The following is a 23,762-nucleotide window of genomic DNA, read 5'->3' as shown; positions in this document are numbered from 1 at the left end:
GGCCGTCGTCATGCGTCGGAAGGCCCTGCCCCTTCCTGCTCGACCGCGGCGGTGCCTCGGGAAAGGCACCGCCGCGGGAGGTGATGGCGGTCGTTACTCGGCGGCGTCGGCCGGCGGCTCGATCTGGTCGTTGGCCGCCTGCTGCTGCTTGGAGGAGGTGAGCTCGACGTTGAGGCCGAGCGAGCGCATCTCCTTGACGAGCACGTTGAAGGATTCGGGGATGCCGGCCTCGAACGTGTCGTCGCCGCGGACGATCGCCTCGTAGACCTTGGTGCGGCCGGCCACGTCGTCCGACTTCACCGTGAGCATCTCCTGCAGCGTGTAGGCCGCGCCGTAGGCCTCCAGCGCCCAGACCTCCATCTCACCGAAGCGCTGGCCGCCGAACTGCGCCTTACCGCCCAGCGGCTGCTGGGTGACGAGCGAGTACGGGCCGATCGAGCGCGCGTGGATCTTGTCGTCCACGAGGTGGTGCAGCTTCAGCATGTAGATGTAGCCCATGGTGACCTTACGGTCGAAGGGCTCGCCGGTGCGACCGTCGTAGAGGGTCGACTGCGCCGAGCGGTCGAGCCCGGCCATCTCCAGCATCGTCTCGATGTCGGCTTCCTTGGCGCCGTTGAACACCGGTGTCGCCATCGGCACGCCGCGGCGGACATTGTTGCCGGCCTCCGCCAGAGCCTCGTCGGACAGCCCTTCGAGTTCGGACGGGGAGTAGATCGCTTCCATCTCGGTCCGCAGCGGCGCGATGTCCTGCGTCTTCAGATAGGCATCGACCGCCTTGGAGACCTTGCGACCCAAGCCCGCAGCCGCCCAGCCCAGATGGGTTTCCAGGATCTGGCCGACGTTCATGCGCGAGGGCACGCCGAGCGGGTTGAGCACGATATCGGCATGCGTGCCGTCTTCGAGGAACGGCATGTCCTCGATCGGCACGATGCGCGACACGACACCCTTGTTGCCGTGGCGGCCGGCCATCTTGTCGCCGGGCTGGATCTTGCGCTTCACCGCCACGAAGACCTTGACCATCTTCATGACGCCGGGCGGAAGCTCGTCGCCGCGCTGCAGCTTCTCGACCTTGTCGAGGAAGCGCTGCTCGAGGCGCTTCTTCGACTCGTCGTACTGCTTCTGCATCGCCTCGACTTCCGTCATCAGACGGTCGTCGACGACGGCGAACTGCCACCATTGCGAGCGGGGATACTCGCTGATGCTCTCGCGGGTCAGCGTGGTGTCCTTGCGGAAGCCCTTCGGGCCGGCGATCGGCGACTGACCGATCAGCACCTCGGCGAGACGCGCATAGGTGTTGCGGTCGAGGATGGTCTGCTCGTCGTCGCGGTCCTTGGCGAGACGCTCGATCTCCTCGCGCTCGATGGCTTGCGCGCGCTCGTCCTTGTCGACGCCGTGGCGGTTGAACACCCGCACCTCGACGATCGTGCCGGTCACGCCCGGGGGAACCCGGAGCGAGGTGTCGCGCACGTCGGACGCCTTCTCGCCGAAGATGGCGCGCAGGAGCTTCTCCTCCGGCGTCATCGGGCTCTCGCCCTTCGGCGTGATCTTGCCGACGAGGATGTCGCCGGCATGCACCTCGGCGCCGATATAGACGATGCCGGCCTCGTCGAGGTTCTTGAGCGCCTCTTCCGAGACGTTCGGGATGTCGCGGGTGATTTCTTCCGGACCCAGCTTGGTGTCGCGGGCCATCACCTCGAATTCCTCGATGTGGATCGAGGTGAACACGTCATCCTTCACGATCCGCTCGGAGAGCAGGATCGAGTCCTCGAAGTTGTAGCCGTTCCACGGCATGAACGCGACGAGCACGTTGCGGCCGAGCGCGAGTTCGCCGAACTCGGTCGAGGGACCGTCGGCAATGATCTCGCCCTTCTTCACCGGCTCGCCGACGCGCACCAGCGGCTTCTGCGTGATGCAGGTCGACTGGTTGGAGCGCTGGAACTTCTGCAGGCGGTAGATGTCGACGCCGGGCTTGGTCGGGTCGGTCTCTTCCGAGGCGCGGATGACGATACGGGTGGCGTCCACCTGATCGACGATGCCGGAGCGGCGCGCGGCGATGGCGGCGCCGGAATCGCGGGCGACCACGGCCTCCATGCCGGTGCCGACGAAGGGCGCGTCGGCGCGAACCAGCGGCACCGCCTGGCGCTGCATGTTCGAGCCCATCAGGGCGCGGTTGGCGTCGTCGTTCTCGAGGAACGGGATCAGCGCCGCGGCGACCGAGACGAGCTGCTTCGGGGACACGTCCATGAGATCGACGCGGTCGGGGGCGACCACGATGACCTCACCCGCGCGGCGGCAGACCACGAGGTCGTCCGTCAGCTTGCGGCCCTCGTCCATGCCGGCATTGGCCTGGGCGACGTAGTACTTCGCCTCTTCCATGGCGGAGAGGTAGGCGACCTCGTCGGTCACCACACCGTCCTTCACCCGGCGGAACGGCGTCTCGATGAAGCCGTACTTGTTCACGCGGGCGAAGGTCGCGAGCGAGTTGATGAGGCCGATATTCGGGCCTTCCGGCGTCTCGATCGGGCAGATGCGGCCGTAATGGGTCGGGTGCACGTCGCGCACCTCGAAGCCGGCGCGCTCACGGGTCAGACCGCCCGGGCCAAGCGCCGAGAGGCGGCGCTTGTGCGTCACTTCCGAGAGCGGGTTGGTCTGGTCCATGAACTGCGAGAGCTGCGACGAGCCGAAGAACTCGCGCACCGCAGCCGCGGCGGGCTTCGCGTTGATGAGATCCTGCGGCATCACCGTGTCGATATCGACCGAGGACATGCGCTCCTTGATGGCGCGCTCCATCCGCAGGAGGCCCAGACGGTACTGGTTCTCCATCAACTCGCCGACCGAGCGGACCCGGCGGTTGCCGAGGTGGTCGATGTCGTCGATCTCGCCCTTGCCGTCGCGGAGATCCACCAGCGCCTTGACGACCGCGAGCATGTCCTCACGGCGCAGCGTCCGCACGGTGTCGGCGGCGTCGAGGTCGAGGCGCATGTTCATCTTCACGCGGCCGACCGCCGAGAGGTCGTAGCGCTCGGAATCGAAGAACAGCGAGTGGAACATCGCCTCGGCGGTGTCGAGCGTCGGCGGCTCGCCGGGACGCATGACCCGGTAGATGTCGAACAGTGCACCCTCACGGGCCGAGTTCTTGTCCACGGCCAGCGTGTTGCGGATGTAGGGACCGACATTGACGTGGTCGATGTCGAGCACGGGGATCTCGGTGACGCCGACGTCGTCGAGCGCCTTGAGCATCTTCTCCGAGATCTCGTCGCCGGCCTCGGCCCAGATCTCGCCGGTCTTCATGTTGACGAGGTCTTCGGCGATATACTGACCGATCAGATCCTCGTCCGCGGCGCGCAGGAACTTGGTGCCCTTCTCGCCGATCAGACGCGCGTTGCGGGCGTTGAGCTTCTTGCCCGCCTCCAGCACGACCTCGCCGGAATCGGCGTCGACGAGATCGACCGAGGCCTTGAAGCCCTTGAGACGCTCGGCGTCGAACGGCACGCGCCAATCCGCCCCGTCACGCTGGTAGGCGACGCGGTTGTAGAAGGTGGAGAGGATCTCTTCGCCGTCGAGGCCGAGCGCGAACAGCAGCGAGGTGACCGGCAGCTTGCGCTTGCGGTCGATCCGCACGTGCACGATGTCTTTGGCGTCGAACTCGACGTCGAGCCAGGAGCCGCGATACGGAATGATGCGGGCGGCGAACAGCAGTTTGCCGGACGAGTGCGTCTTGCCCTTGTCGTGGTCGAAGAACACGCCCGGCGAGCGGTGCATCTGCGAGACGATGACGCGCTCGGTCCCGTTGACGATGAAGGTGCCGTTATCCGTCATGAGCGGCATGTCGCCCATGTAGACATCCTGCTCCTTGATGTCCTTGACGGATTTGGCGCCGGTATCGGGGTCCACATCGAACACGATGAGGCGCAGCGTCACCTTGAGCGGGGCCGCGAAGGTGATGCCGCGCTGGCGGCACTCATCGACGTCGTATTTCGGCTGCTCGAAGGTGTAACGCACGAACTCGAGCAGCGCCGTCGAGGCGAAGTCGGAGATCGGGAAGACCGACTTGAAGACGCTCTGCAGGCCCTCGTCGGCCCGCCCGCCCTCGGGCTCGTCCACCATCAGGAACTGGTCGTAGGACGCCTTTTGAACCTCAATGAGGTTCGGCATCTCGGCGACTTCCCGGATCTTACCGAAGAACTTGCGAATGCGCTTGCGACCGACCAGCGTATTGGCCATGAGACCTCGCTCCACCACCTCAGCGTAGGGTGCCCGGGGAAGGCGGACCGCCTCCCATCACCGGGCCCGAAGGGCCGTCCCGCCGGACGATCAGCCCACCCGAACCGAATTCGTCTCCGTTCGCCGCCCATTCCTGCCCTCAGGAACGACGGCCGCCCGAAGCAGCGTTAGCCCGCGAGCCGGAGCCCACGGGCGTCTGGCCGGCGCAGCTCCAAGGGAGCGTGCGCCGGATGCGATGGGCCGGTACCGGCCCATCGACGGATTACTTGAGCTCGACCTTGGCGCCGGCCTTCTCGAGCTGGGCCTTGAGCTTCTCGGCCTCGTCCTTGGTCGCGCCTTCCTTGACGGGCTTGGGCGCGCCCTCGACGAGGTCCTTGGCTTCCTTGAGGCCGAGGCCGGTGATCGCGCGGACCTCCTTGATGACCTCGATCTTCTTGTCGCCGGCGGAGGCGAGCACGACCGTGAACTCGGTCTGCTCTTCGACGGCGGCAGCGCCAGCACCGGCGGCCGGGCCAGCGGCGACGGCGACGGCGGCAGCAGCCGAGACGCCCCACTTCTCTTCGAGGAGCTTGGCGAGCTCGGCGGCCTCGAGAACGGTCAGCGAGGAGAGGTCCTCGACGATCTTGGCGAGATCAGCCATGTGCGTGTTCCTTTGGTGTATCGGTTTGAACGGGTCGGTTTATGGGGGAGAAACGGCTCAGGCCGCCTCGTCCTTCTTGGCATAGGCCCCGAACACGCGGGCGAGCTTGGCCGCCGGCGCGTTGACGACCTGAGCGATCTTGGTCGCGGGAGCCTGGATGAGGCCCACGAGCTTGGCGCGCAGTTCGTCGAGGGACGGGAGCGAGGCGAGCGCCTTCACGCCGTCCGGGTTCAGGGCAGTCGTTCCCATGGCACCGCCGAGAATCACGAGCTTGTCGTTCGTCTTGGCGAAGTCCACCGCAACCTTGGCGGCCGCAACCGGATCGCTCGAATAAGCGAGCAGGGTCGGGCCCTTCAGGAGGGGCTTGATGGAGGCGACGTCCGTGCCATCGAGAGCGATGCTGGCGAGCCGGTTCTTGGCGACCTTCACGGTGGCGCCGGCCTGCTTCATCTGCGAGCGCAGCTTCTGCATGTCGGCGACCGTGAGGCCTTTGTAGTGGGCCACGACGACGACGGCGTTCGCGTTGAACACGCCGTTGAGCGTCGAGACGAGATCAGCTTTAGCTGTCCGGTCCACTGTGCTCTCTCCGGTTGGCGGAACCTGAGACAGGCCCGCCGGTTGCACTTGCCGCCCGGAACGGATCTCGGCGTAGAAGCCGGACCCGTCGCGGACGACGTCTCACGGCCCTGTCCCTTTGAAGCGCCTCAAGCGGCCCCTCGCGGGTGAGATTGGTTCAAACCGAGGTCTTCCGCCGGTGCCTGTCGGCCCCGATGGGAGACGTAGAGAAATTCGGTCTTCCCCGTCTGTGCAGGCTGTCGCCGATTAAGCCGGTCGCCCGGCGCCTGCAGTCTCGGACAGGACATAGCCGGAAACGGCGCTCGGAGCGGAAGCTCCAAGACCATTCCGGCCATCACCGTCCGGTTGCCCGAACGGCATCTCGAATGGAAACCGACCGATAGGCCGATCCCTTTCAATGGTTGAAATCGTGGAGCGCGGTCTATAGCGGCGTGCAAGCCGCCTGCCAAGTCCCGCAATGCGACTTTTCCGTCGCAGGCAAGGATGCAGACGAAGGCCCGAGCGAGCGGGGGCGGGCCTTGTCCCCGACCGGGGGCACGCCCTCGCCTTAACCGATCCTTGACTCTGTCCCCGCCGCGTCCGCCGCGGCGCGTGGCCCGTGTGCGCCAGCGCATCCCCGGCCACGGCGCGGCGGCCTTACACCGCAGCGCACAAAAGCAGGGGATCTGTCGGGCGATGGCCTCGAAGGTGTTGTTGGCTCTGGTGGTGTTCGTGTTCCTCGTGGACGGCCACCTGCCCGGGATGCGCGAGTTGCGCAACCCGGACACCGAGGGCGGGAAGGGCGCAAGCCGCGCCTCGGTGCTGTCGAAGCGGTCCGAGGCCTGAGCCCCGAACCGCTTGGGACGGCTCGCTCGAGCACCCGCTCCGGGATCAGTAGTTGATCTGGAGCTGTCCGCGGAACAGGTCGCCCTCGGCCCGGCCGACGCGGCTGCTGCTGGCCTCGCGGCGCTTCATGTTGGCGTAGGCCAGGGTGAGCTCCACCGACTTGATCGGCTGGAACTCGACGCCGAGTTCCAGTTCGTCGGTGTCGAGGCGCGGCGCGTTCGTCCCGACCTTCCAGCCGCCGTCGTAGGTCTGCCAGCGGATGTAGGGCATGAACGGGCCGACCGGCGAATGGTCCACCTTGTACATCGCCTGGACATAGCCGCCCTGGAGCGCTTTGGTCTGCACGGCCCGGGCGATGGGGTCCCATTCGGGGCCACGGCCCCAGTTCCACTCGCCCTGGAGGCCGAAGGGCTGCGGGTACAGGATCGCGTGCAGGCCGACGCGCTCGTCGTCGAAGGAGTTGCCCAGGGTGGTGGTGGTGCCGAAGGTCGTCTCGGGCCGGAAGCGGTTGCGGTAGGCCGAGCCGCCGACCTCCAGCACCTGCCCCTTGAACGCCTCGCCGAGCCCGTCGAGCTCGAACGGCCAGGTCGCCATCACCACCGTCATCAGGTCGTTGTTGGCCTCGACCCGGTTGATGGTCTGGCCGTTGTAGATGCCGACGCCGAAAGCGCCGTAATTGCCGAACAGCTTCTGGCCGCCCTTGGCCAGACGGTCCCAGATGCGCTGCACGTGCCAGGGCGTGTAGTAGTAGGTGATGCCGATGTCGCGCTCGCCGGGGATGGCACTGTTGATGCCGTCGGAACGGTCCAGCGTGAGACGGTTCTGCGAGGATTGCAGGTTTTCCCAGCCGAAGGGCACCTTCTGCTGGCCGAAGCGCAGGCGGGTGCGGCGCTCGTCATCGAGGAACACGTCGGCATAGGCGTCGCGGAGTTGCGTGAAGTGCTGGCGCGACTCGGTGCCGGCCTGGTTCCCGACGTTCACCGCGAAGTCCGGCTGGATGTAGAGGAACACCCGCTCGTGGATGTCGCCCTGCAGGATCAGGCGCACCCGGCGGAAGGTGAAGTTGTTGCGGTCGGTGATGCCGCTGTCGTGGACCGAGCGCAGGCGCGAGATGCCGGCCGGGGCGGTGTCGTCGCCCGAGAGGAACTCGTTGCCGCGCAACTGCGTGTAGCCTCGCAGCGACAGGCGCTCGAACCAAGTCTTGGGCCGGCCCGCATAGCGGGGATCATCCGCGAGCAGTTCGGGCGAGGGCGGCACCAGCGCGTCGTACCATGTCTCCGGCTCGTCGAGGGCGAAGCGGTGCGGGACCGGGCCGGGCACGGCCGGCTGCGCCACCGCGGACTCGATCGGGCGGCCGGCCGCCGGGAAGGTGCCGGCATCGGTGGTGCGGGCATTCGCCGGCCGCGTGGCGACGACGGCACCGACGCGCCGCCCCCCCCTGCCCTGCGCCTCGGCCTGCGCCTTGATCATCGCCTTGAGCTCGTTGATCTGGCGCTGCAGCTCCGCGACGGTCTGGGCCTGAGCCTGCGCGACTGGCAGCACCAGGGCGCTCGATAAGAGCAGTGCGGTCAGAAGACGTCGTTTCATCTCTCGAACCCCTTTGCCGCATTCCGGGCCGGCGTGATGACGGTCGCCGTGTTGTGCCGGAATGCGCCCAGCCTTCGGTTGCAAATCGTCAAGCGCGGCACGCATCCCGGTCAGCCGAACCGACCGTCCTCGCCGTGCACACCCGGGAGGGCGTGGAGACCGGCGAAGTCGTTAGTCGGCTCAATCGCTTAGCGATCCCGGCGGCGCGTCCCACAGCCATGCTTGGCCGATAGCACCGGACTGGAAGGATTAAAAGTAATTCTCGGCAAAACTTGAGGATATACGACGCTCATTATTTATATTACGTCCGACCCCGCCGCTTAATCCTGTTATTTTCAAGCTTATTCCGTCATAAAAGTGACGTCATATTGTGGTTTATTGTATCATTGCGCTATCTGGATTGGCCAGCGTTTTCAGGCGCCGTTTGCTCGAACAGGTTGCGCGAGCCCCCCATGATCACGGCTGCAGAAGACGGAATCGTCACGGGCCTGCTTCGGCGGGCGCGGATGTCACCGGATTGGGCGGCCCTCCGCATGCACCCGCCGCATGCCGCCTCCTCCGATGCCGCTTCGATGCCCGGATGTGTCCTCGAAGCCGCATCGGCGGGATCTCGTCGCCGGGTGGCCGGGCTCGTCCGGCGGAGGCGCGCCCGTCATGCGGGGGGACTTTATTTTGGAAGGCGAAGAGACGTGCCGACAAGCATCGTGTCGCGCCAAAGAGGGGACGCCAACGCGGCGGGCTGTGCTAGATAGGGACCATGCGTTGTTCTCTTCCCATCTCCTCCCGTCGGCGCATCCTGTGCGTCTTCCCCGCCTACACGCCGTCCTTCGGGACATTCTCCCACGCCTATCCGCTGATGGGCGGGGTGAAGGCGTTCATGCCGCCCCAGGGCCTCCTGGTGATCGCGGCCTACATGCCCGAATCCTGGGAATGCCGTTTCATCGATGAGAACATCCGGCCGGCCTCGGCTCAGGATTTCGCCTGGGCCGACGCGGTGTTCGTGTCGGGCATGCACATCCAGGAAGGCCAGATCCACGACATCCGTCGGCGGGCGCACGCGGCCGGCAAGGTCGCGGTGCTCGGCGGTCCCTCGGTGTCGGGGGCGCCGGAGAAGTACCCGGACTTCGACTATCTCCATGTCGGCGAGATCGGCGACGCCACCGACCGACTGATCGAGATCCTCGACCGTGACCTGTCGCGTCCGGCGGCCCAGGTCGTGCTCGACACCAAGGACCGGCTGGCGCTGTCCGACTTCCCGGCCCCGGCCTACGAGTCCGCGCCGCTCAAGCGCTACCTGATCGGCTCGCTCCAGTTCTCGTCGGGCTGCCCGTATCGCTGCGAGTTCTGCGACATCCCGCAGCTCTACGGCCGCCAGCCGCGGCTGAAGAGCCCGGAGCAGATGTGCGCCGAACTCGACGCGATCATCAGCCAGCCCGGCCACCCGGCGGTGGTCTATTTCGTCGACGACAACTTCATCGCCAACCGCAAGGCGACCCGCGAGATGCTGCCGCATCTCGTGGCGTGGCAGAAGAAGAACAACTACCCGCTCCAGTTCGCCTGCGAGGCGACGCTGAACATGGCCAAGCAGCCCGAGATCCTCGAGCTGATGCGGCAGGCCAACTTCATGACGGTGTTCGTCGGCATCGAGACGCCGGAGGCCGACGCGCTCAAGGGCATCGACAAGACCCACAACGCCGCCGTGCCGATGTACGAGGCGATCGAGACGCTGAACTCGTACGGGCTGGAGGTGACCTCCGGCATCATCCTCGGCCTCGACTCGGACTCCGACAAGTCCGAGCAGAACCTGATCGACTTCATCGACAAGTCCGCGATCCCGGTGCTGACGATCAACCTGCTCCAGGCCCTGCCCAAGACGCCGCTCTGGGACCGGCTGGAGCGCGAGGGCCGGCTCCTGCATGACGCCAGCCTCGAATCGAACGTGCTGTTCAAGCGCCCGCACGACACGGTGGTGAATTCCTGGCGCCGGGCCATCGCCCACGCCTACACCCCCGAGCACCTGTTCGAGCGGTTCAAGCACCAGTGCGACGTGACCTACGGCAACCGCATCGTCACGCCGACCAAGGGCAAGCTCACCAAGACCAACCTGCGCCGTGGCCTGATCCTGGGCTTCAACATCATCACCCGGGTGGGGCTGTTCTCCGATTACCGCCGGCCGTTCTGGCGGGCGGCGGGCCACGCGTTGAAGCGCGGGCAGATCGAGGCGGTGTTCAACATGGGCTTCGTCGCCCACCACCTGATCCGCTTCACGCGCGAGGCGCTGCGCGGCGAGCACAACGCCTCGTTCTATGCCGCCAAGGCGGCGGAAGCCGAGGCGCAGCGCGAGCGGAGCTGGTGGGAGAACGCCCGCCGCCGCCTGGCGCCGGAGCGGGAAGCGGCCTGAGCGCTTCTGCGGCCTTCCCGACAGGGGGCCTCGTCATCGCCTCCTGAGGCCAAGCCAATCGAGGATGGGCGGACCGTCGCGTCCGCCCATCCTCACGCGCAGGCCCGGGCGGCCTCGTCCGAGAACAAGACCTGCAGCCGCGCCCGATCCGAGGGACCGGTCTCCGACAGGTTGGTCATCGGAGCGGGCCGGGCGAACAGGTCACCCTGCATCTGGTCGCAACCGAGTTCGCGCAGAACCGCGAGCTGCTCTTGCGTCTCCACGCCCTCGACCGTGACCTTGAGGCCGAGATTGTGCCCGAGATGGGTGATCGCGCGCACGATCGTCAGGGCGTCCGCGTGCTGCCCGAGGCGGCGCACGAAGGACCGATCGACCTTGATCGTGTCGAACCGGAACCGCTGCAGGTCGCTCAAGGACGAATAGCCCGTGCCGAAATCGTCCAGCGCGAGGCGCACGCCGAGGGTGCGCAGGGCGGTGAGCACCTCCACCGCCATCGCCGGATCGTGGATGAACACGCTCTCGGTGATCTCCAGGACCAGCCGCCCCGGCGGAAGCCCGTGGCGGCCGAGCACCGCCGCCACGCCCGCCGCGAAGCCCGGCTGGCGGAACTGCTTCGGCGAGACGTTGAGTGAGACCCGCCAGGGCTGCGGCCACCCGGCGGCCGCGGCGCAGGCGGTGTCGAGCACCCAGGTGCCGATCCGCGCGATCTGATCGGTCTGCTCGGCGAGCGGGATGAAGTCGGCGGGGAGCACGCATCCGCGCTCGGGATGGTGCCAGCGGATCAGCGCCTCGAAGGTCTCGATCTCGCCGGTGCGGCCGTTGACGATCGGCTGGTAGTCGAGCCGCAGCTCGCCCCGCGGGATCGCGCCGCTCAGCTCGTGCTCGATCCGGCGGCGCGCCTGAAGCTGCTCGTCCATCGCGGCCTCGAAGAACCGCACAGCGCCGCGGCCCTCGTCCTTGACCCGGTACAAGGCGGTGTCGGCGGCGCGCCTCAGGCTCTCGGCAGTGCTGCCGTCGCTGGGATAGAGAGCGATGCCGACCGAGGCGCCGATCTCGACGCGCAGGCCCTCGATCCGGCCCTCGATCTGGAACGGGCGGCCGAGGGCTGCGACCAGTCGCTCCGCGGTCTCGGCGATCTGTGCGAGGGTGCGGGTATGGGCCAGCACGATGACGAACTCGTCGCCGCCGATCCGGGCGAGGGTGTCGGTCGGGCGCAGCTCGGCCAGCATGCGCTTGGCGGCCTGGACCAGCAGGGCGTCGCCCGCGGCGTGGCCGTGCACGTCGTTGACGGGCTTGAAGCGGTCGAGGTCGAGATAGGCCAGGGCCACGCTCGTCCCGTTCTCGGCTGCATTCTCCAGGGCGAGCCCCAGGCGCTCCTCCAGCAGGGTGCGGTTGGGCAGGTCGGTCAGGGCGTCGTGCAGGGCGAGGTGGCGGATGCGTGCCTCGTCGCGGCGGCGTCGGCTGAGGTCGCGCAGGGCCACCGCCGTGGCGGGCCGGCCGAGATACTCGATGGCGCGGCAGGAGAGTTCCACCGGCACGGCGAGGCCGGCGGCGGCGCGGACTTCGAACTCCTCGGGGAGCAGCTCCTCCGGGCGGCAACGGCTGCGCCGCAGCAGAGCCGGAGCGCTGGCCTCCGCGAACAGGTCGAGCATCGGCCGGCCGATGATCTCGGAGGCCGTGGTTCCGAACAGGCGCAGGCCCGCCTGATTGATCTCGACCACCCGGCCCTCGCGGTGGATGAACAGCACCTCGTGGGCGAGGTTGGCGAGCAGGCGCATGCGGCTGAGCTCATCCGTGCGGCAGCGCATGAGATGCCGCTGCATCAGCAGCGCCGTGAGCCCAGCGGCGAGGACGGCGAGACTCACGAGCCCCACCGCGAGGCCGAGCTGCGTCGAGCCGAGGACGGCACCGCCCTCCGCCAACGGGGCGGCGGGGGCGACGGTCAGCGCCGTCATGCCGGTGAAGTGCAGGCCGCAGATCGCGAGCCCCAGCCACAGGGTGACCTCGATGCGGCGGCCGAGTCCGGTCAGATCCCCGGCCCGGGCGAGGGCGATCACCCCCAGGGTCGCGCAGAGCCCGAGCGAGGCATGGATATAGACCTCCTCGAAGGCGAGCAGGCTGCTGGCCGCCATCGCGCTCACACCGGCATAGTGCATGCCCGAGATCGCCGCCGCCAGCACGAGGCCGGCCGCCGCCACCTTGAGCGGGTCGTGGGCCGCCCGGCACCAGATCATGAGGGCGATCAGCGCTCCGGCCACCGCGATCCCGATCGAGGCCGCGGTGGGAAGGAGGCCGTAGGCCGCCTGCGCACCCGGCTGAAAGGCCAGCATCGCCACGAAGTGCAACGACCACACACTGCAGCCGAACACGGAAGCCGCCGCGATCAGCCAGGGGGCGACCGACCGGCGCTCGGCCCTTGCGGCCTCGGCCATCAGAGTCACGGTGGAGAAGCAGCCGAGCAGACAGATCCCAGCCGAAACGGCGACGAGGCCGAAATCGTGCTGGCCGACGACACAGGCGACGATTTTGAACATGAGGAACGGTGAGCCCAACGACCAAAGGCCGGCTTAGGCCTCGCTCCTTAAGGTGATGTTGCCAGCATTCCGCTCAATTTTATCGTATTTATATCGAGAATTCACATATTAACCTAGATTATATAATGAAATGACCTCCATGTTCGCATCAAAATATTTCCTTCATGGCATCATAACGCAACCGTTCAAATGCGCTGCTTGACAGCGGACCTGCGCCTGCCGTAGAGCCGCGCCATCATGACGGGCTTCTTCCTCTCCGAGTCGTATCGCGCGCCGCTCCCTTAAGCGGCACCGGACTCGTCATGTCTTCAGCCGCTGCGTCGTCGGCGGCTGAGGATCAGGAAACATCCCGCAACGGACCGCCGGCCTCGCCCACTTTCCGAGGTCACACCGTGTCTGCCCTGCATCCTCCCGCTCCCCGCCCGTCGGTCGGCCTCGTCGGCTTCGGTGCCTTCGGCCGCCTGATCGCCCGCCATCTCGCGCCGCATGCCAGCCTGACGATCCACGATCCCTACCTGCCGGCCGAGACGGTCGCGGCACAGGTGGGGTCGGAGGCGGTCGCCGCCGACCTGCGGCATGTGGCGTCCTGCCCCGTGGTGATCCTCGCCACGCCCGTGGCGCGCCTCGGCGAGGCGGTGCGGGCGCTGGCCCCGCATCTGCGGCCGGGTACGCTGGTGATCGATGTCGGCTCGGTGAAGACGGGGCCCGCCGCGATCCTGGCGGCGGGATTGCCGGCCGATGTCGAGATCCTCGCCACCCATCCGCTGTTCGGGCCGCAGAGCGCGGGCGACGGCATCCGGGGCCTGAAGATCGCGGTCTGCCCGATCCGCGGACGGGGCGCCTTCAGGGCGGCGGCCTTCCTGCGGCGCGGGCTCGGGCTCGACGTGATCCTGACGACGCCGGAGGCGCATGACCGGGCGATGGCCTCGGTTCAGGGGCTGACCCACCTGATCGCCAAGGTGCTGGTGGCGATGGAGCCGCTGCCGACGCGGATGACGACGCGCAGCTTCGATCTGCTGATGCAGGCGGTCGGCATGGTGCGGGACGATGCCCCGGACGTGTTCCATGCCATCGAGCGCGCGAACCCGCACGCGGCGCAGGTGCGGCAGCGCTTCTTCGCGCTGGCCGCCCAACTCGATGCCGAGTTGGCAGGTGATGCGATGACCGCCGAGCCGGTCCGGCTCGCCTCGTAGAATCGACATGCCCCGCGCCGGACTGGCGCGGGGCATGTCGCGTCCGATCAGCCGATCAGAACTTGCGCACCAGCGGGGCCGGGGCGACGGCGGCGGGGGTGTCCCAGTGGTAGCGGAACCCGACCGAGACGACGTCGGCGCTGACGTCGGTGGTGGCCGCGAGCGGGATGTTGCCGACGTTGTAGTCGCGGCCCGGCCCGGCCTGCAGAAGCCCACGGTCGAAGAAGGCGTGGGCGTAGCTGGCCGTCAGCAGCACCTTTTCGCTCCAGCGATAGCTGCCGCCGATCGAGACGACGTAGCGGTCGCTGTCGGGCAGGCGTGCCGAGCGGTTCGAGAAATCGATCGGCACGTTGTCGTAGCCGAAGCCGGCCCGAAGGGACAGGTTCGGCGACCAGTCGTACTCGGCACCGATCGAGTAGAAGAACGAGTCCTTGAAGTTGAGCGGCAGGTGGTTGACCGTCACCCCGAGGGCCCGCGAGACGATGCCGACGTCGCCGAGCCTCGACCAGTTGTCCCACTCGAAGCCGAGCTGGATCCGGGTGACCGGGTTGATCGCCTGGGTCAGGCCGACGCTGACCTTCTCGGGCGTGTTGAGGTTGGCCCTCACCTGCCCCAGGGCGATGGCCTGGCGCGGATCGGGGAAGCCGATCGAGCCCTCGATGTCGTGGTGGACCGAGGAGCGGTAGCCGACGCCGATCGCCGTGCCGGCGGCGGGGGTGACGAGCACACCGGCGGTGAAGCCCACGCCCCAGGACTCGCCCTTGAGGAAGCCCGACGGGTAGAGGCCCGGGAAGACGCCGGGCACCGGCACCGCCTGGCGCAGGGTCAGGCGGAAATACTCGATGCTCGGGCCGGCGGCGACGGACAGCCAGTCGTTGACCTTGAAGCCGACCACCGGGTTGAAGGCCAGGGAGAAGATCCGCGAGGAGCGGGCATAGGGGGAGCCGGCCCAATCCTGACGCGGCTTGGTGACGAGGCCGTAGGGCGCGCCGGTCTGGATGCCGACCCAGAGCCGGTCGGTGAGCTGGTAAGAGGTCGCGCCCGAAGGCAGCACCGCCCCCTGGCCGATCTCGCCGGAGGAGCCGAAGGGCAGCAGGCCCGGCGCGGTGCCCACCGTCGGCGTGATTTCACCCGAGAGGTTGACGAAGGTCAGGCTCTGCTCGCTGGCGAAACCCGGCCGCATCGTCACCGTCGCCGGGTTCCAGAAGATCGACGAGACGCCCGCCCCGCCCGAGGCCGCGCCCGCAAAGACGACGCCCAACCCCTGTGCACTCTGCTCGCGCAGCCCGAAGGCACCGGCCTGCGCCCCTGTCGCGCCCACCACCGAAGCGGCCGCGACTGCCCCCGCGAGCCCGAGCGCGCGGATCGTCCCCCCAGTCATTCGTTTTCTCCGAAGTGTCTTCTTATCGACCCAAGTTTAGCGACCCAAGTCCCATCCGTGATGGAAGAGGATCGTGCACGTTCGGTCCAGGGGGGAGAAAACCGAAAACTGAATTATATATCAATTGAGGAATTTATGTCACGGAACCGGGGTCATCCCTGTGCCCGTGCGTTGGATGCGGTCGCCCGGTGCCGCTTGCACCCTGGATCGGTCGCGGCCATGCTCTCGCCCCCTTGGGCGAGCCTCGAGCAGGACGGAGACGCCGACGATGAAGTTGATCCGGCACGGAGCGAGCGGTGACGAAAAGCCGGGCCTCGTGGACGCGAAGGGCGGCTTGCGCGACCTGTCGGGAACCCTGCGCGATCTCGCCGGACCGGGCCTCTCGCGGGAATCGCTCGACCGGCTCGCGCGGATCGACCCCGACAGCCTGCCGCTGCTGCCGCCCGATACCCGCCTCGGCCCTTGCGTCGGCGGCACGCGCAACTTCGTGGCGATCGGCCTGAACTACGCCGACCACGCCGCCGAGACCGGGGCCGCGATCCCGGCCGAGCCCATCGTGTTCAACAAGGCGCCCTCCTGCATCGTCGGCCCCAACGACACGGTGATCCTGCCGAAAGCCTCGGCCAAGACCGACTGGGAGGTGGAGCTGGCCGTAGTGATCGGCGCCCGCGCTTCTTATGTCCACGCCAACGAGGCGCTGCGCTACGTGGCGGGCGTGTGCATCTGCAACGACCTGTCCGAGCGCGAATTCCAGATGGAGCGCGGCGGCACCTGGACCAAGGGTAAAGGCTGCCCGACCTTCGGCCCGCTCGGCCCCTGGCTCGTCACCCTCGACGAGATCCCGGATCTGAAGAACCTCGCGATGAGCCTCGACCTCAACGGGCAGCGGATGCAGACGGGCTCGACCGCGACGATGATCTTCGACGTCGCTCAGATCGTGGCCTACGTCTCGCACTTCATGATGCTGGAGCCCGGCGACGTCATCACCACCGGTACCCCGCCGGGGGTCGGCCTCGGCATGAAGCCGCCGCGCTACCTCAGGAGCGACGACGAGATGGTGCTGCGCATCGACGGTCTCGGCGAGCAGCGCCAGCGCGTCGTGGCCTTCGACGACTGGACCGCCAAGGTCGCCGCCGGCGAACCGACGAACTGACGACGATGACCGCCGCCCTGCAGAACCGGCCCGGTCCGGTCGTCTTCCTCGGCGGCGGCCCCGGCCTGCCGGTCGCCTACGCCGCGGATCCGTTGCGCCGCACGGACTTTGCCGCGAATTGGTCCTTCTTCGAGCAGCCCGGATGCGGTGAATCCGGTGCTCCCGGCCCCGTCACCGCGGACAGCGTGCGCGACGCGGCCCTTGCCTTCGTCGCCGGGCGCGCGGGGGAGGGCGCGGTCAGCCTCGTCGCGCATTCCTGGGGGGCGTGGCTCGCCCTCGCCCTTCTCGATCGCCTGCCGGCCGGGCGCATCGCCCGCGTCGTGTTGCTCCACCCTGCCCCGCCGACCCGTGCCGGGCGCGAAGAAGCGATGGCCGCCCTGTTCGCCCGGCTCTCGCCCGAGGCGATGGGCCGGGCCGCACCGCTCATGGCGCGGACCGACGCCGAGGCCGGCCGCGCCGTCATGACGATCCTGCTGCCGGCCTATTGCGGGCGCGAGACCGACCTGCCGGATCTCGACCTCGCCCTGGTGCCGGCGGTCTATCACGGCGTCTCGGCGAGCCTCGGCGACGACGACCAGCGCGGGATCGTGGCGGCCCATACGAGCCGCCTCACCCTCGTCTTCGGCGAGGCCGACGTGTTCTCGCGCGACCTCTACGCCCGTCATGCCGGCGACCTGACCGGGCTCGACGTCGCCACCCTGCCCGGCGGCCATTTCGGCTTCCTGGAGGACGCGGCCGGCTTCGAGGCCATCCTGCGCCAGCGGGGCGTGATCTAAAAGCCCCGCGCCATGGCGACACCCTCGGTGACACGTTCCTTGCCGCTGCCGGACCGGCCCTCGGTCGCCGTGCTGCCCTTCGCCGATCCCGACGGCGATTTCGACACGCAGGCCCTGGCCGAGGGGCTGTCCGAGCACGTCACCGATGCGCTCGCCTGCACCCCCGGCCTGTTCGTGAGCGCGCGCAACTCCGCCTTCACCTTCAAGGGCCGCGCCGTACGCCCGGACGAGGCCGCCGGACGGCTCGGCGTCGCGCACATCCTCACCGGCTCGCTGGCGCGGGCGGGCACGCGCCTGCGGGTCCAGGCCCGGCTGCACCGGACGGCAGCCGATGCGCCGCTCTGGATTCAGGATCTCGACGAGGACGAAGGCGCCCTCCACGCCCTGCGCAGCCGGATCGTCGCCGCCACGGTGGCGACAGTCGCGCCGGACCTGCCCCAGGACGCATCGCCAGAGCGGGTGGGGCCGCCGCTCGATGCCGGCGTCTACGGGCCGTTCCTGTCGGCCTACTCGAACCACGCCATGCCGAGCGCCGAGAGCGTGCGCCTGCGCATTGCCTCGATCGAGGCCGTGCGCCGTCTCGTGCCGGAGCATCCCCTGCCCTACGCGCTGCTGGCGCAGTGCTACACCAACCTCGTGGTGCAGGGTTGGGGCACGGATGCGGCGGCCGATTGCGCTGAGGGCGCGCGCCTCGCCCGCCTCGCCCTGGAGCGCGACGACGGCGACCCGGCGGTGCTGATGATGGCTGGGCACACCCTTGCCTTCCTGGCCCAGGATTACGACACGGCGCTGGCCCTGCTCGACCGCTCGCTCGCCCTCAACCCCAACAGCGCCGCCGCCTACGAGCGCAGCGGCTGGGTGCGCTGCTACGTCGGCGAGGCAGATTGGGCCGCGACGCATTTTCGCGCGGCCAAGCGACAGAGCCCGCTCGATCCCAACACCTTCCGCTTCGATTCCGGCCTTGGCCTCGCTCTGTGCATGGCCGGCGCGCACGAGGAGGCGCTGGCTTGGCTCGACCGCTCGATGGCGGAAGACCCGACCTGGACCAGCACCCACCGCGTCCGCGCCGCGAGCCTCGCCTGGCTCGGCCGGCAGGCGGAGGCCGAAACCGCCGCCGCCCGCTTCATGGCGCTGGAACCGACCTACCGGGCCAGTCGCGCTATGCGGCTCTACCGGCCCTCAGTCGGGAAGGACCGGTTCGTCGAGGGGATGCGGCGGGCCGGGGTGCCGTTCGCGTAGTCAGGCTTGATTTTTCCCGCGCCTTCGCCCTCAAAGAGGCCCATGAGCGACACCGTAGTCTCCCTCACCGCTTCCTCGGCCCCTAGCCCGGCCTCCGCCGCCATCCGGCATGATTGGACCTTGGCCGAGATCCAGGCGATCCACGACATGCCGCTGCTCGATCTCGTGCATCGGGCGGGCGTCGTGCATCGGGCGCACAACGACCCCGCCGACATCCAGCGGGCGGCGCTCCTGTCGATCAAGACCGGCGGCTGCCCCGAGGATTGCGCCTATTGCCCGCAATCGGCCCACCACAAGGGCGCGAACCTACCCCGCGAGCGGCTGATGCCGGTCGAGGCCGTCCTGAAGGAGGCCGCCGCCGCCAAGGCCAACGGCGCGCACCGCTTCTGCATGGGCGCGGCGTGGCGCAAGCCCAAGGACGGGCCGGATTTCGACGCGGTGCTGGAGATGGTGCGCGGCGTGCGCGGCCTCGGCATGGAAGCGTGCGTGACGCTCGGCATGCTGACCCAGAGTCAGGCGCAGCGCCTCGCCGAGGCCGGCCTCACCTCCTACAACCACAACCTCGATACCGGCCCGGAATTCTACGGCGACATCATCTCGACCCGCACCTACGACGACCGGCTCCAGACGCTCGAGCATGTGCGCGAGGCCGGCATCGGCGTCTGCTGCGGCGGCATCGTCGGGATGGGGGAGCGGGTGCGCGACCGGGCCGAGATGCTGCTGGTCCTGGCCAACCACGCGCCGCACCCGGAGAGCGTGCCGATCAACGCGCTCGTTGCCGTCGAGGGCACGCCGCTGGAGGACCGGCCGCCGATCGATCCGCTCGCCCTCGTGCGGATGTGCGCCACCGCCCGCATCGTCATGCCGAAAGCCCGCGTGCGCCTCAGCGCCGGCCGCAAGAGCCTGACCCGCGAGGCGCAGATCCTGTGCTTCCTGGCTGGCGCCAACTCGATCTTCTACGGCGAGCGCCTGCTCACCACGGCCAACAACGAGGCCGACGCCGACGCCGAGCTGCTGCGCGACATCGGCGTGCCGGTGCCCGAGGTGACGCTGGCCGCCGCGGAGTAGGGGCACGGCAAGGGGCACGGCAAGCCGGCCCTCGCCTTGACTTGAAACGCCTCCCGTGAATGGTGCCGGCTCATTCTCAAGAGCCCGCCATGCACCGTTACCGTACCCATACCTGCGGGGCGCTCCGCCCGTCCGATGTCGGCGCGAGCATCCGCCTGTCCGGCTGGTGCCACCGTATCCGCGACCATGGCGGCGTGCTCTTCATCGACCTGCGCGACCATTACGGCCTGACGCAGTGCGTGATCGATTCCGACTCGCCCGCCTTCAAGGCGGCCGAGACCGCACGCTCCGAGTGGGTGATCCGCATCGACGGCCGCGTGCGCACGCGGCCCAGTGGGACCGAGAACGCCGAGCTGCCGACCGGTAGCGTCGAGGTCTATATCGACGATCTCGAAGTGCTCGGGCCCGCGGGCGAGCTGCCGCTGCCCGTCTTCGGCGACCAGGAATACCCGGAAGAGACCCGGCTCAAGTACCGCTTCCTCGATCTGCGCCGGGAGAAGCTGCACGCCAACATCATGAAGCGCGGCGCGATCGTCGACAGCTTGCGCCGCCGCATGCGCGAGGGCGGTTTTTTCGAATTTCAGACGCCGATCCTCACGGCCTCAAGCCCCGAGGGTGCCCGAGACTATCTGGTGCCGTCCCGCGTCCATCCCGGAAAATTCTACGCGCTGCCGCAGGCCCCGCAGCAGTTCAAGCAGCTCACGATGATCGCGGGCTTCGATCGCTACTTCCAGATCGCCCCCTGCTTCCGCGATGAGGACGCCCGCGCCGACCGCTCGCCGGGCGAGTTCTACCAGCTCGACATCGAGATGAGCTTCGTCACGCAGGAGGACGTGTTCCAGGCGGTGGAGCCGGTGCTGCGCGGCGTGTTCGAGGAATTCGCCGGCGGCAAGCGCGTGACGGGGGAGTTCCCGCGCATCACCTATGCCGACGCGATGCTGAAATACGGCGTCGACAAGCCGGACCTGCGCAACCCGCTGATCATCGCCGACGTCACCGACGAGTTCGCCGACGACGCGGTGGAGTTCAAGGCGTTCAAGGGCGTCATCAAGTCGGGCGGCGTGGTGCGTGCCATCCCCGCCACCGGGGCGGCCGGCCAGCCGCGCTCGTTCTTCGACAAGCTCAACGACTGGGCCCGCTCGGAAGGCGCGCCGGGCCTCGGCTACATCGTGTTCGAGGAGGAGGGCGGGGCGCTCACCGGCAAGGGGCCGATCGCCAAGTTCATCCCCGCCGCCATCCAGGCGCGGATTGCGCAGAAGGCCGGCGCCAAGGCCGGTGACGCCGTGTTCTTCGCCGCCGGCACCGAGGCGAAGGCGGCGGCGCTCGCCGGCAAGGCACGCATCCGCATCGGCGACGAGTTGAAGCTCTCCGACACCGATCAGTTCGCCTTCTGCTGGGTCGTCGATTTCCCGATGTACGAGTGGAACGAGGAGGAGAAGCGGATCGACTTCTCCCACAACCCGTTCTCGATGCCGAACTATGATCGCGATGCATTCCTCGCCCTCGGCGAGGAAGACTCCCAAGAGATCCTCGGGATCAAGGCGTTCCAGTACGACATCGTCTGCAACGGCATCGAGCTGTCCTCGGGCGCGATCCGGAACCACCGCCCCGACGTGATGGAGAAGGCCTTCGCCATCGCGGGCTATGGGAAGGATGTGCTGGAGGAGAAGTTCGGCGGCATGCTGAACGCGCTGCGCCTCGGCGCCCCGCCGCACGGCGGCATCGCGCCGGGTGTCGACCGCATCGTCATGCTGCTGTGCGAGGAGCCGAACATCCGCGAGGTCGTGCTGTTCCCGATGAACCAGCGCGCCGAAGACCTGATGATGGGCGCGCCCGCCGAGGCGACGGCCAAGCAACTCCGCGAGCTGCACATCCGCTTGAACCTGCCCGAGAAAAAGGGCTGATCGGAACCGCTTTGCTCCGGTTGGCACCGCCGTCATCGCGAGTGACTGCGAAGCGATCCAGGGACGCGGCCTCTCCGGAGGCAGCGCGCGGGATCGCTTCGGCTTTGCCTCGCGATGACGGCGAGCGGGTCATGCTCACCGATCTGCGGGCGGCCGCATGTCGCTGACCGCCATCGTCGTCAGCCATGACAGTGCGGACGCCCTGCCCGCCTGCCTCGCGGCGCTCGCGCGCGAAACCGTCCCGGCCATCGTGGTCGACAATGCCAGCCGCGACGGCTCGGTCGCGGTGGCGCAAGTCCACGGCGCGCGGGTGATCGCGAACCCGCGCAACGAGGGCTACGGGCGGGCCAACAACGTCGGCGTGCGCGCCGCGGACGGGGCCCGGCACGTCCTCATCCTCAACCCCGATCTCGTGCTGCAACCGGGCGCCGCCGCTGCCCTCCTCGCGGCGGCGCAGGCATGGCCCGATGCCGGCCTCCTGGCGCCGCGCATCCACGAGCCGGACGGGCGCTTCTTCTACCAGCCGCGCTCGCTGCTCGCGCCCTACCTCACCAATCCGAAGGGCCGGCGCGATCTCCCCGAGGGCGATGCCTGCGCCCCGTTCCTATCGGGCGCCTGCCTGATGGTCGAGCGGACCTTCTTCCTCGAACTCGGCGGCTTCGACGAGAACATCTTCCTGTTCTACGAGGACGACGACCTCTGCCGCCGGGTGGCCGATGCGGCGCGCGCGCTCGTCCACGTCCACGGCGCGGTGGCCCTGCACGGGCGAGGGCGCTCCTCGGCCCCGGCGCCGGGCCGGGTTTTTCGCACGCGCTGGCATCAGGCGTGGTCACGGGCCTACGTCTCGCGGAAGTACGGCCTGCCCGATCCGAGCCCCGGCATGTTGGCGACGAATGCGCCGAAGGCGGCACTCGCCGCCCTCGCCCTTCGCCGCTCGGGGCTGGAGCGCTACGGCGGCTCGGCAGCGGGCGCGCTCGCCGCCCTTCGCGGGCAGAGCGCGCTCGCCCGCGAAGGGCTGACGCCGTGAGCCTGCTCTCGGGACCGACGGTTGCGGAGGCGCTGGCGCGCCCACACAACGCCTTCTCGGGCCTGCGACTGGCGCTGGCCCTGATGGTGGTGGTCAGCCACGCCTTCAGCGTCATCTCCGGCAACGCGCTCGACGAGCCGCTGGCTCAGGCCACCGGCTTCTCGCTGGGCGAGCACGCGGTGAACGGCTTCTTCGCCGTCTCGGGCTTTCTCGTCACCATGAGCTACGACCGGCGCGGCTGGCGTGACTACGTCATCGCCCGCACCTTGCGCATCGGGCCGGGCCTTGTCGCCGCGACCCTGGCGGTCTCGCTGCTGCTCGGTGGCGCCCTCACCCGGCTGCCGCTCGCCGAGTACTATGCCTCACCGGAACTGTGGCGCTTCGTGCGCGGCACGCTCCTGTCCTTCAAGAGCAACGCCAGCCTGCCCGGCCTGTTCGAGGCCAACCCCTTCCGCAGCCCGCTCGGCACGGTCTGGACCCTGAAATACGAGACGATCTGCTATGTCGGCGTCCTCGCCCTCGGGCTGTGCGGGTTGCTGCGGCGGCGCTGGGCGGTGCCGGCGCTCACGGCGGCCCTCGCGTTGGCGCTGGCCGGTCTGGAAGTGGTCCGGCCCGAGATGTCCAAGGGCACCGAGACGGCCCTGCGCCTGCCCCTGATCTTCGCCGCCGGGGCTTGCCTCTACCTGTGGCGCGATTCCATCCGCCTCACGCCATGGCTGCTGCTCGTGCTGGCCGCAGGCCTCCTGCTACAGGGCCACGCCCCCGCCCGGACGCTGCTCTTCCTCGGCGAGAGCTACGCGGCGATCTGGCTCGCCTTCCTGCCGCCGCTCGCCCGCCCGGCTCTCGACCCGCCGGCCGACCTCTCCTACGGGGTCTATCTCTACGGCTGGCCGATCCAGCAGAGCCTGCACGCGCTCTGGCCTGCGGCTTCCGCCCTGGCCCTGCTGACGCCGGCGCTCCTGCTCGCCGGGCTCGCCGCCGCCGTTTCCTGGTACGCGGTCGAGAAGCCGGCCCTGCGGCTCAAGGCGCGGGCACTCGGGCGGCGCACGCTGGGGACGATCGAGCCTGCGGGTCCGTGAAACGAAATTGATCTTCTCGCGCCTCCGATGCGTTTGAGATCCTCGAGGCGTGTCGTCACGCCGCCGTGGTGGGGGGCCCTGCGCACCCTAGCTACGGAGCCGGGTCCGTATCCTCGGGCCCATTCCTCCCCCCGGAAGCCCGGATCGCCGCCCAC

16 protein-coding genes are annotated in these 23,762 nt (G+C 68.6%); 10 read left to right on the top strand and 6 right to left on the bottom strand.

The features are described 5' to 3' along the window. Positions 1-93: 93 nt before the first annotated feature. The 3 genes from rpoB to rplJ all read right to left on the bottom strand — a co-directional run bounded on the left by rpoB (position 94) and on the right by rplJ (position 5,440). A complete protein-coding gene (rpoB, locus tag MKK50_RS22785) occupies positions 94-4,224 on the bottom strand; it encodes a DNA-directed RNA polymerase subunit beta (protein ID WP_499025450.1) in 4,131 nt (1,376 codons plus the stop codon). Between the two features lie 262 nt (positions 4,225-4,486). Next, entirely contained in the window at positions 4,487-4,864 is a 378-nt protein-coding gene (gene rplL, locus MKK50_RS22780) for a 50S ribosomal protein L7/L12 (RefSeq protein WP_003597539.1), read from the bottom strand. A 57-nt stretch (positions 4,865-4,921) separates the two neighbouring features. Then, positions 4,922-5,440 (bottom strand): 50S ribosomal protein L10, encoded by a 519-nt coding sequence (rplJ, locus tag MKK50_RS22775; protein ID WP_499025448.1) that lies wholly within the window; start codon positions 5,438-5,440, stop codon positions 4,922-4,924. Positions 5,441-6,115: 675 nt separating this feature from the next. Between rplJ and MKK50_RS22770 the strand changes: the two genes are divergently transcribed. Further along, positions 6,116-6,265, top strand: a complete 150-nt coding sequence (locus MKK50_RS22770; protein WP_499025446.1) for a hypothetical protein — start codon at positions 6,116-6,118, stop codon at positions 6,263-6,265. A gap of 45 nt (positions 6,266-6,310) precedes the next feature. On the opposite strand, the gene MKK50_RS22765 is transcribed toward MKK50_RS22770, so the two are convergent. Beyond that, positions 6,311-7,852: a porin gene (locus MKK50_RS22765; protein WP_499025444.1), complete on the bottom strand. Its 1,542-nt coding sequence runs from the start codon at positions 7,850-7,852 to the stop codon at positions 6,311-6,313. A 757-nt stretch (positions 7,853-8,609) separates the two neighbouring features. Here MKK50_RS22765 and MKK50_RS22760 point away from each other — a divergent pair. Further along, a complete protein-coding gene (locus MKK50_RS22760) occupies positions 8,610-10,253 on the top strand; it encodes a B12-binding domain-containing radical SAM protein (protein ID WP_253369950.1) in 1,644 nt (547 codons plus the stop codon). Between the two features lie 92 nt (positions 10,254-10,345). On the opposite strand, the gene MKK50_RS22755 is transcribed toward MKK50_RS22760, so the two are convergent. Beyond that, positions 10,346-12,787, bottom strand: a complete 2,442-nt coding sequence (locus MKK50_RS22755) for a bifunctional diguanylate cyclase/phosphodiesterase (RefSeq protein ID WP_499025442.1) — start codon at positions 12,785-12,787, stop codon at positions 10,346-10,348. 392 nt (positions 12,788-13,179) lie between these two features. Between MKK50_RS22755 and MKK50_RS22750 the strand changes: the two genes are divergently transcribed. After that, positions 13,180-13,980 (top strand): prephenate dehydrogenase/arogenate dehydrogenase family protein, encoded by an 801-nt coding sequence (locus tag MKK50_RS22750; protein ID WP_499025440.1) that lies wholly within the window; start codon positions 13,180-13,182, stop codon positions 13,978-13,980. Between the two features lie 55 nt (positions 13,981-14,035). On the opposite strand, the gene MKK50_RS22745 is transcribed toward MKK50_RS22750, so the two are convergent. After that, positions 14,036-15,361 (bottom strand): OmpP1/FadL family transporter, encoded by a 1,326-nt coding sequence (locus tag MKK50_RS22745; RefSeq protein ID WP_499025438.1) that lies wholly within the window; start codon positions 15,359-15,361, stop codon positions 14,036-14,038. A gap of 268 nt (positions 15,362-15,629) precedes the next feature. On the opposite strand from MKK50_RS22745, the gene MKK50_RS22740 reads away from it, so the two are divergent. From MKK50_RS22740 to MKK50_RS22710, 7 genes are all read left to right on the top strand, one after another. Continuing rightward, on the top strand, positions 15,630-16,514 hold the full coding sequence (locus MKK50_RS22740; protein WP_253369957.1) for a fumarylacetoacetate hydrolase family protein: 885 nt from the start codon (positions 15,630-15,632) through the stop codon (positions 16,512-16,514). Between the two features lie 5 nt (positions 16,515-16,519). Then, entirely contained in the window at positions 16,520-17,290 is a 771-nt protein-coding gene (locus tag MKK50_RS22735) for an alpha/beta fold hydrolase (RefSeq protein WP_499025435.1), read from the top strand. Between the two features lie 27 nt (positions 17,291-17,317). Beyond that, on the top strand, positions 17,318-18,529 hold the full coding sequence (locus MKK50_RS22730; RefSeq protein ID WP_499025433.1) for a tetratricopeptide repeat protein: 1,212 nt from the start codon (positions 17,318-17,320) through the stop codon (positions 18,527-18,529). 42 nt (positions 18,530-18,571) lie between these two features. Further along, positions 18,572-19,597, top strand: a complete 1,026-nt coding sequence (gene bioB / locus MKK50_RS22725) for a biotin synthase BioB (RefSeq protein WP_499025432.1) — start codon at positions 18,572-18,574, stop codon at positions 19,595-19,597. Positions 19,598-19,686: 89 nt separating this feature from the next. Further along, positions 19,687-21,501 carry an aspartate--tRNA ligase gene (gene aspS, locus MKK50_RS22720; protein WP_499025430.1) on the top strand — a complete coding sequence of 605 codons (1,815 nt, stop codon included), beginning with the start codon at positions 19,687-19,689 and terminating at the stop codon, positions 21,499-21,501. A gap of 157 nt (positions 21,502-21,658) precedes the next feature. Continuing rightward, positions 21,659-22,528 (top strand): glycosyltransferase family 2 protein, encoded by an 870-nt coding sequence (locus tag MKK50_RS22715; protein ID WP_499025429.1) that lies wholly within the window; start codon positions 21,659-21,661, stop codon positions 22,526-22,528. After that, complete coding sequence (locus tag MKK50_RS22710; RefSeq protein WP_499025427.1) at positions 22,525-23,607, top strand: acyltransferase family protein; 1,083 nt, start codon at positions 22,525-22,527, stop codon at positions 23,605-23,607. Before MKK50_RS22715 ends, MKK50_RS22710 begins: the two co-directional genes overlap by 4 nt. The last annotated feature ends 155 nt before the right edge of the window (positions 23,608-23,762 follow it).

The sequence above is a fragment of the Methylobacterium sp. J-043 genome (assembly GCF_022829505.1).
Taxonomy (GTDB): domain Bacteria; phylum Pseudomonadota; class Alphaproteobacteria; order Rhizobiales; family Beijerinckiaceae; genus Methylobacterium; species Methylobacterium extorquens_A.
This window is presented reverse-complemented; position numbering and strand designations above follow the sequence as displayed.

Coding starts and splice junctions, on each gene's coding strand:
- rpoB (WP_499025450.1), bottom strand. CDS start 4,224: ATGGCCAATACGCTGGTCGGTCGCAAGCGCATTCGCAAGTTCTTCGGT.
- rplL (WP_003597539.1), bottom strand. CDS start 4,864: ATGGCTGATCTCGCCAAGATCGTCGAGGACCTCTCCTCGCTGACCGTT.
- MKK50_RS22770 (WP_499025446.1), top strand. CDS start 6,116: ATGGCCTCGAAGGTGTTGTTGGCTCTGGTGGTGTTCGTGTTCCTCGTG.
- MKK50_RS22765 (WP_499025444.1), bottom strand. CDS start 7,852: ATGAAACGACGTCTTCTGACCGCACTGCTCTTATCGAGCGCCCTGGTG.
- MKK50_RS22760 (WP_253369950.1), top strand. CDS start 8,610: ATGCGTTGTTCTCTTCCCATCTCCTCCCGTCGGCGCATCCTGTGCGTC.
- MKK50_RS22755 (WP_499025442.1), bottom strand. CDS start 12,787: ATGTTCAAAATCGTCGCCTGTGTCGTCGGCCAGCACGATTTCGGCCTC.
- MKK50_RS22745 (WP_499025438.1), bottom strand. CDS start 15,361: ATGACTGGGGGGACGATCCGCGCGCTCGGGCTCGCGGGGGCAGTCGCG.
- MKK50_RS22740 (WP_253369957.1), top strand. CDS start 15,630: ATGAAGTTGATCCGGCACGGAGCGAGCGGTGACGAAAAGCCGGGCCTC.
- MKK50_RS22735 (WP_499025435.1), top strand. CDS start 16,520: ATGACCGCCGCCCTGCAGAACCGGCCCGGTCCGGTCGTCTTCCTCGGC.
- bioB (WP_499025432.1), top strand. CDS start 18,572: ATGAGCGACACCGTAGTCTCCCTCACCGCTTCCTCGGCCCCTAGCCCG.
- aspS (WP_499025430.1), top strand. CDS start 19,687: ATGCACCGTTACCGTACCCATACCTGCGGGGCGCTCCGCCCGTCCGAT.
- MKK50_RS22715 (WP_499025429.1), top strand. CDS start 21,659: ATGTCGCTGACCGCCATCGTCGTCAGCCATGACAGTGCGGACGCCCTG.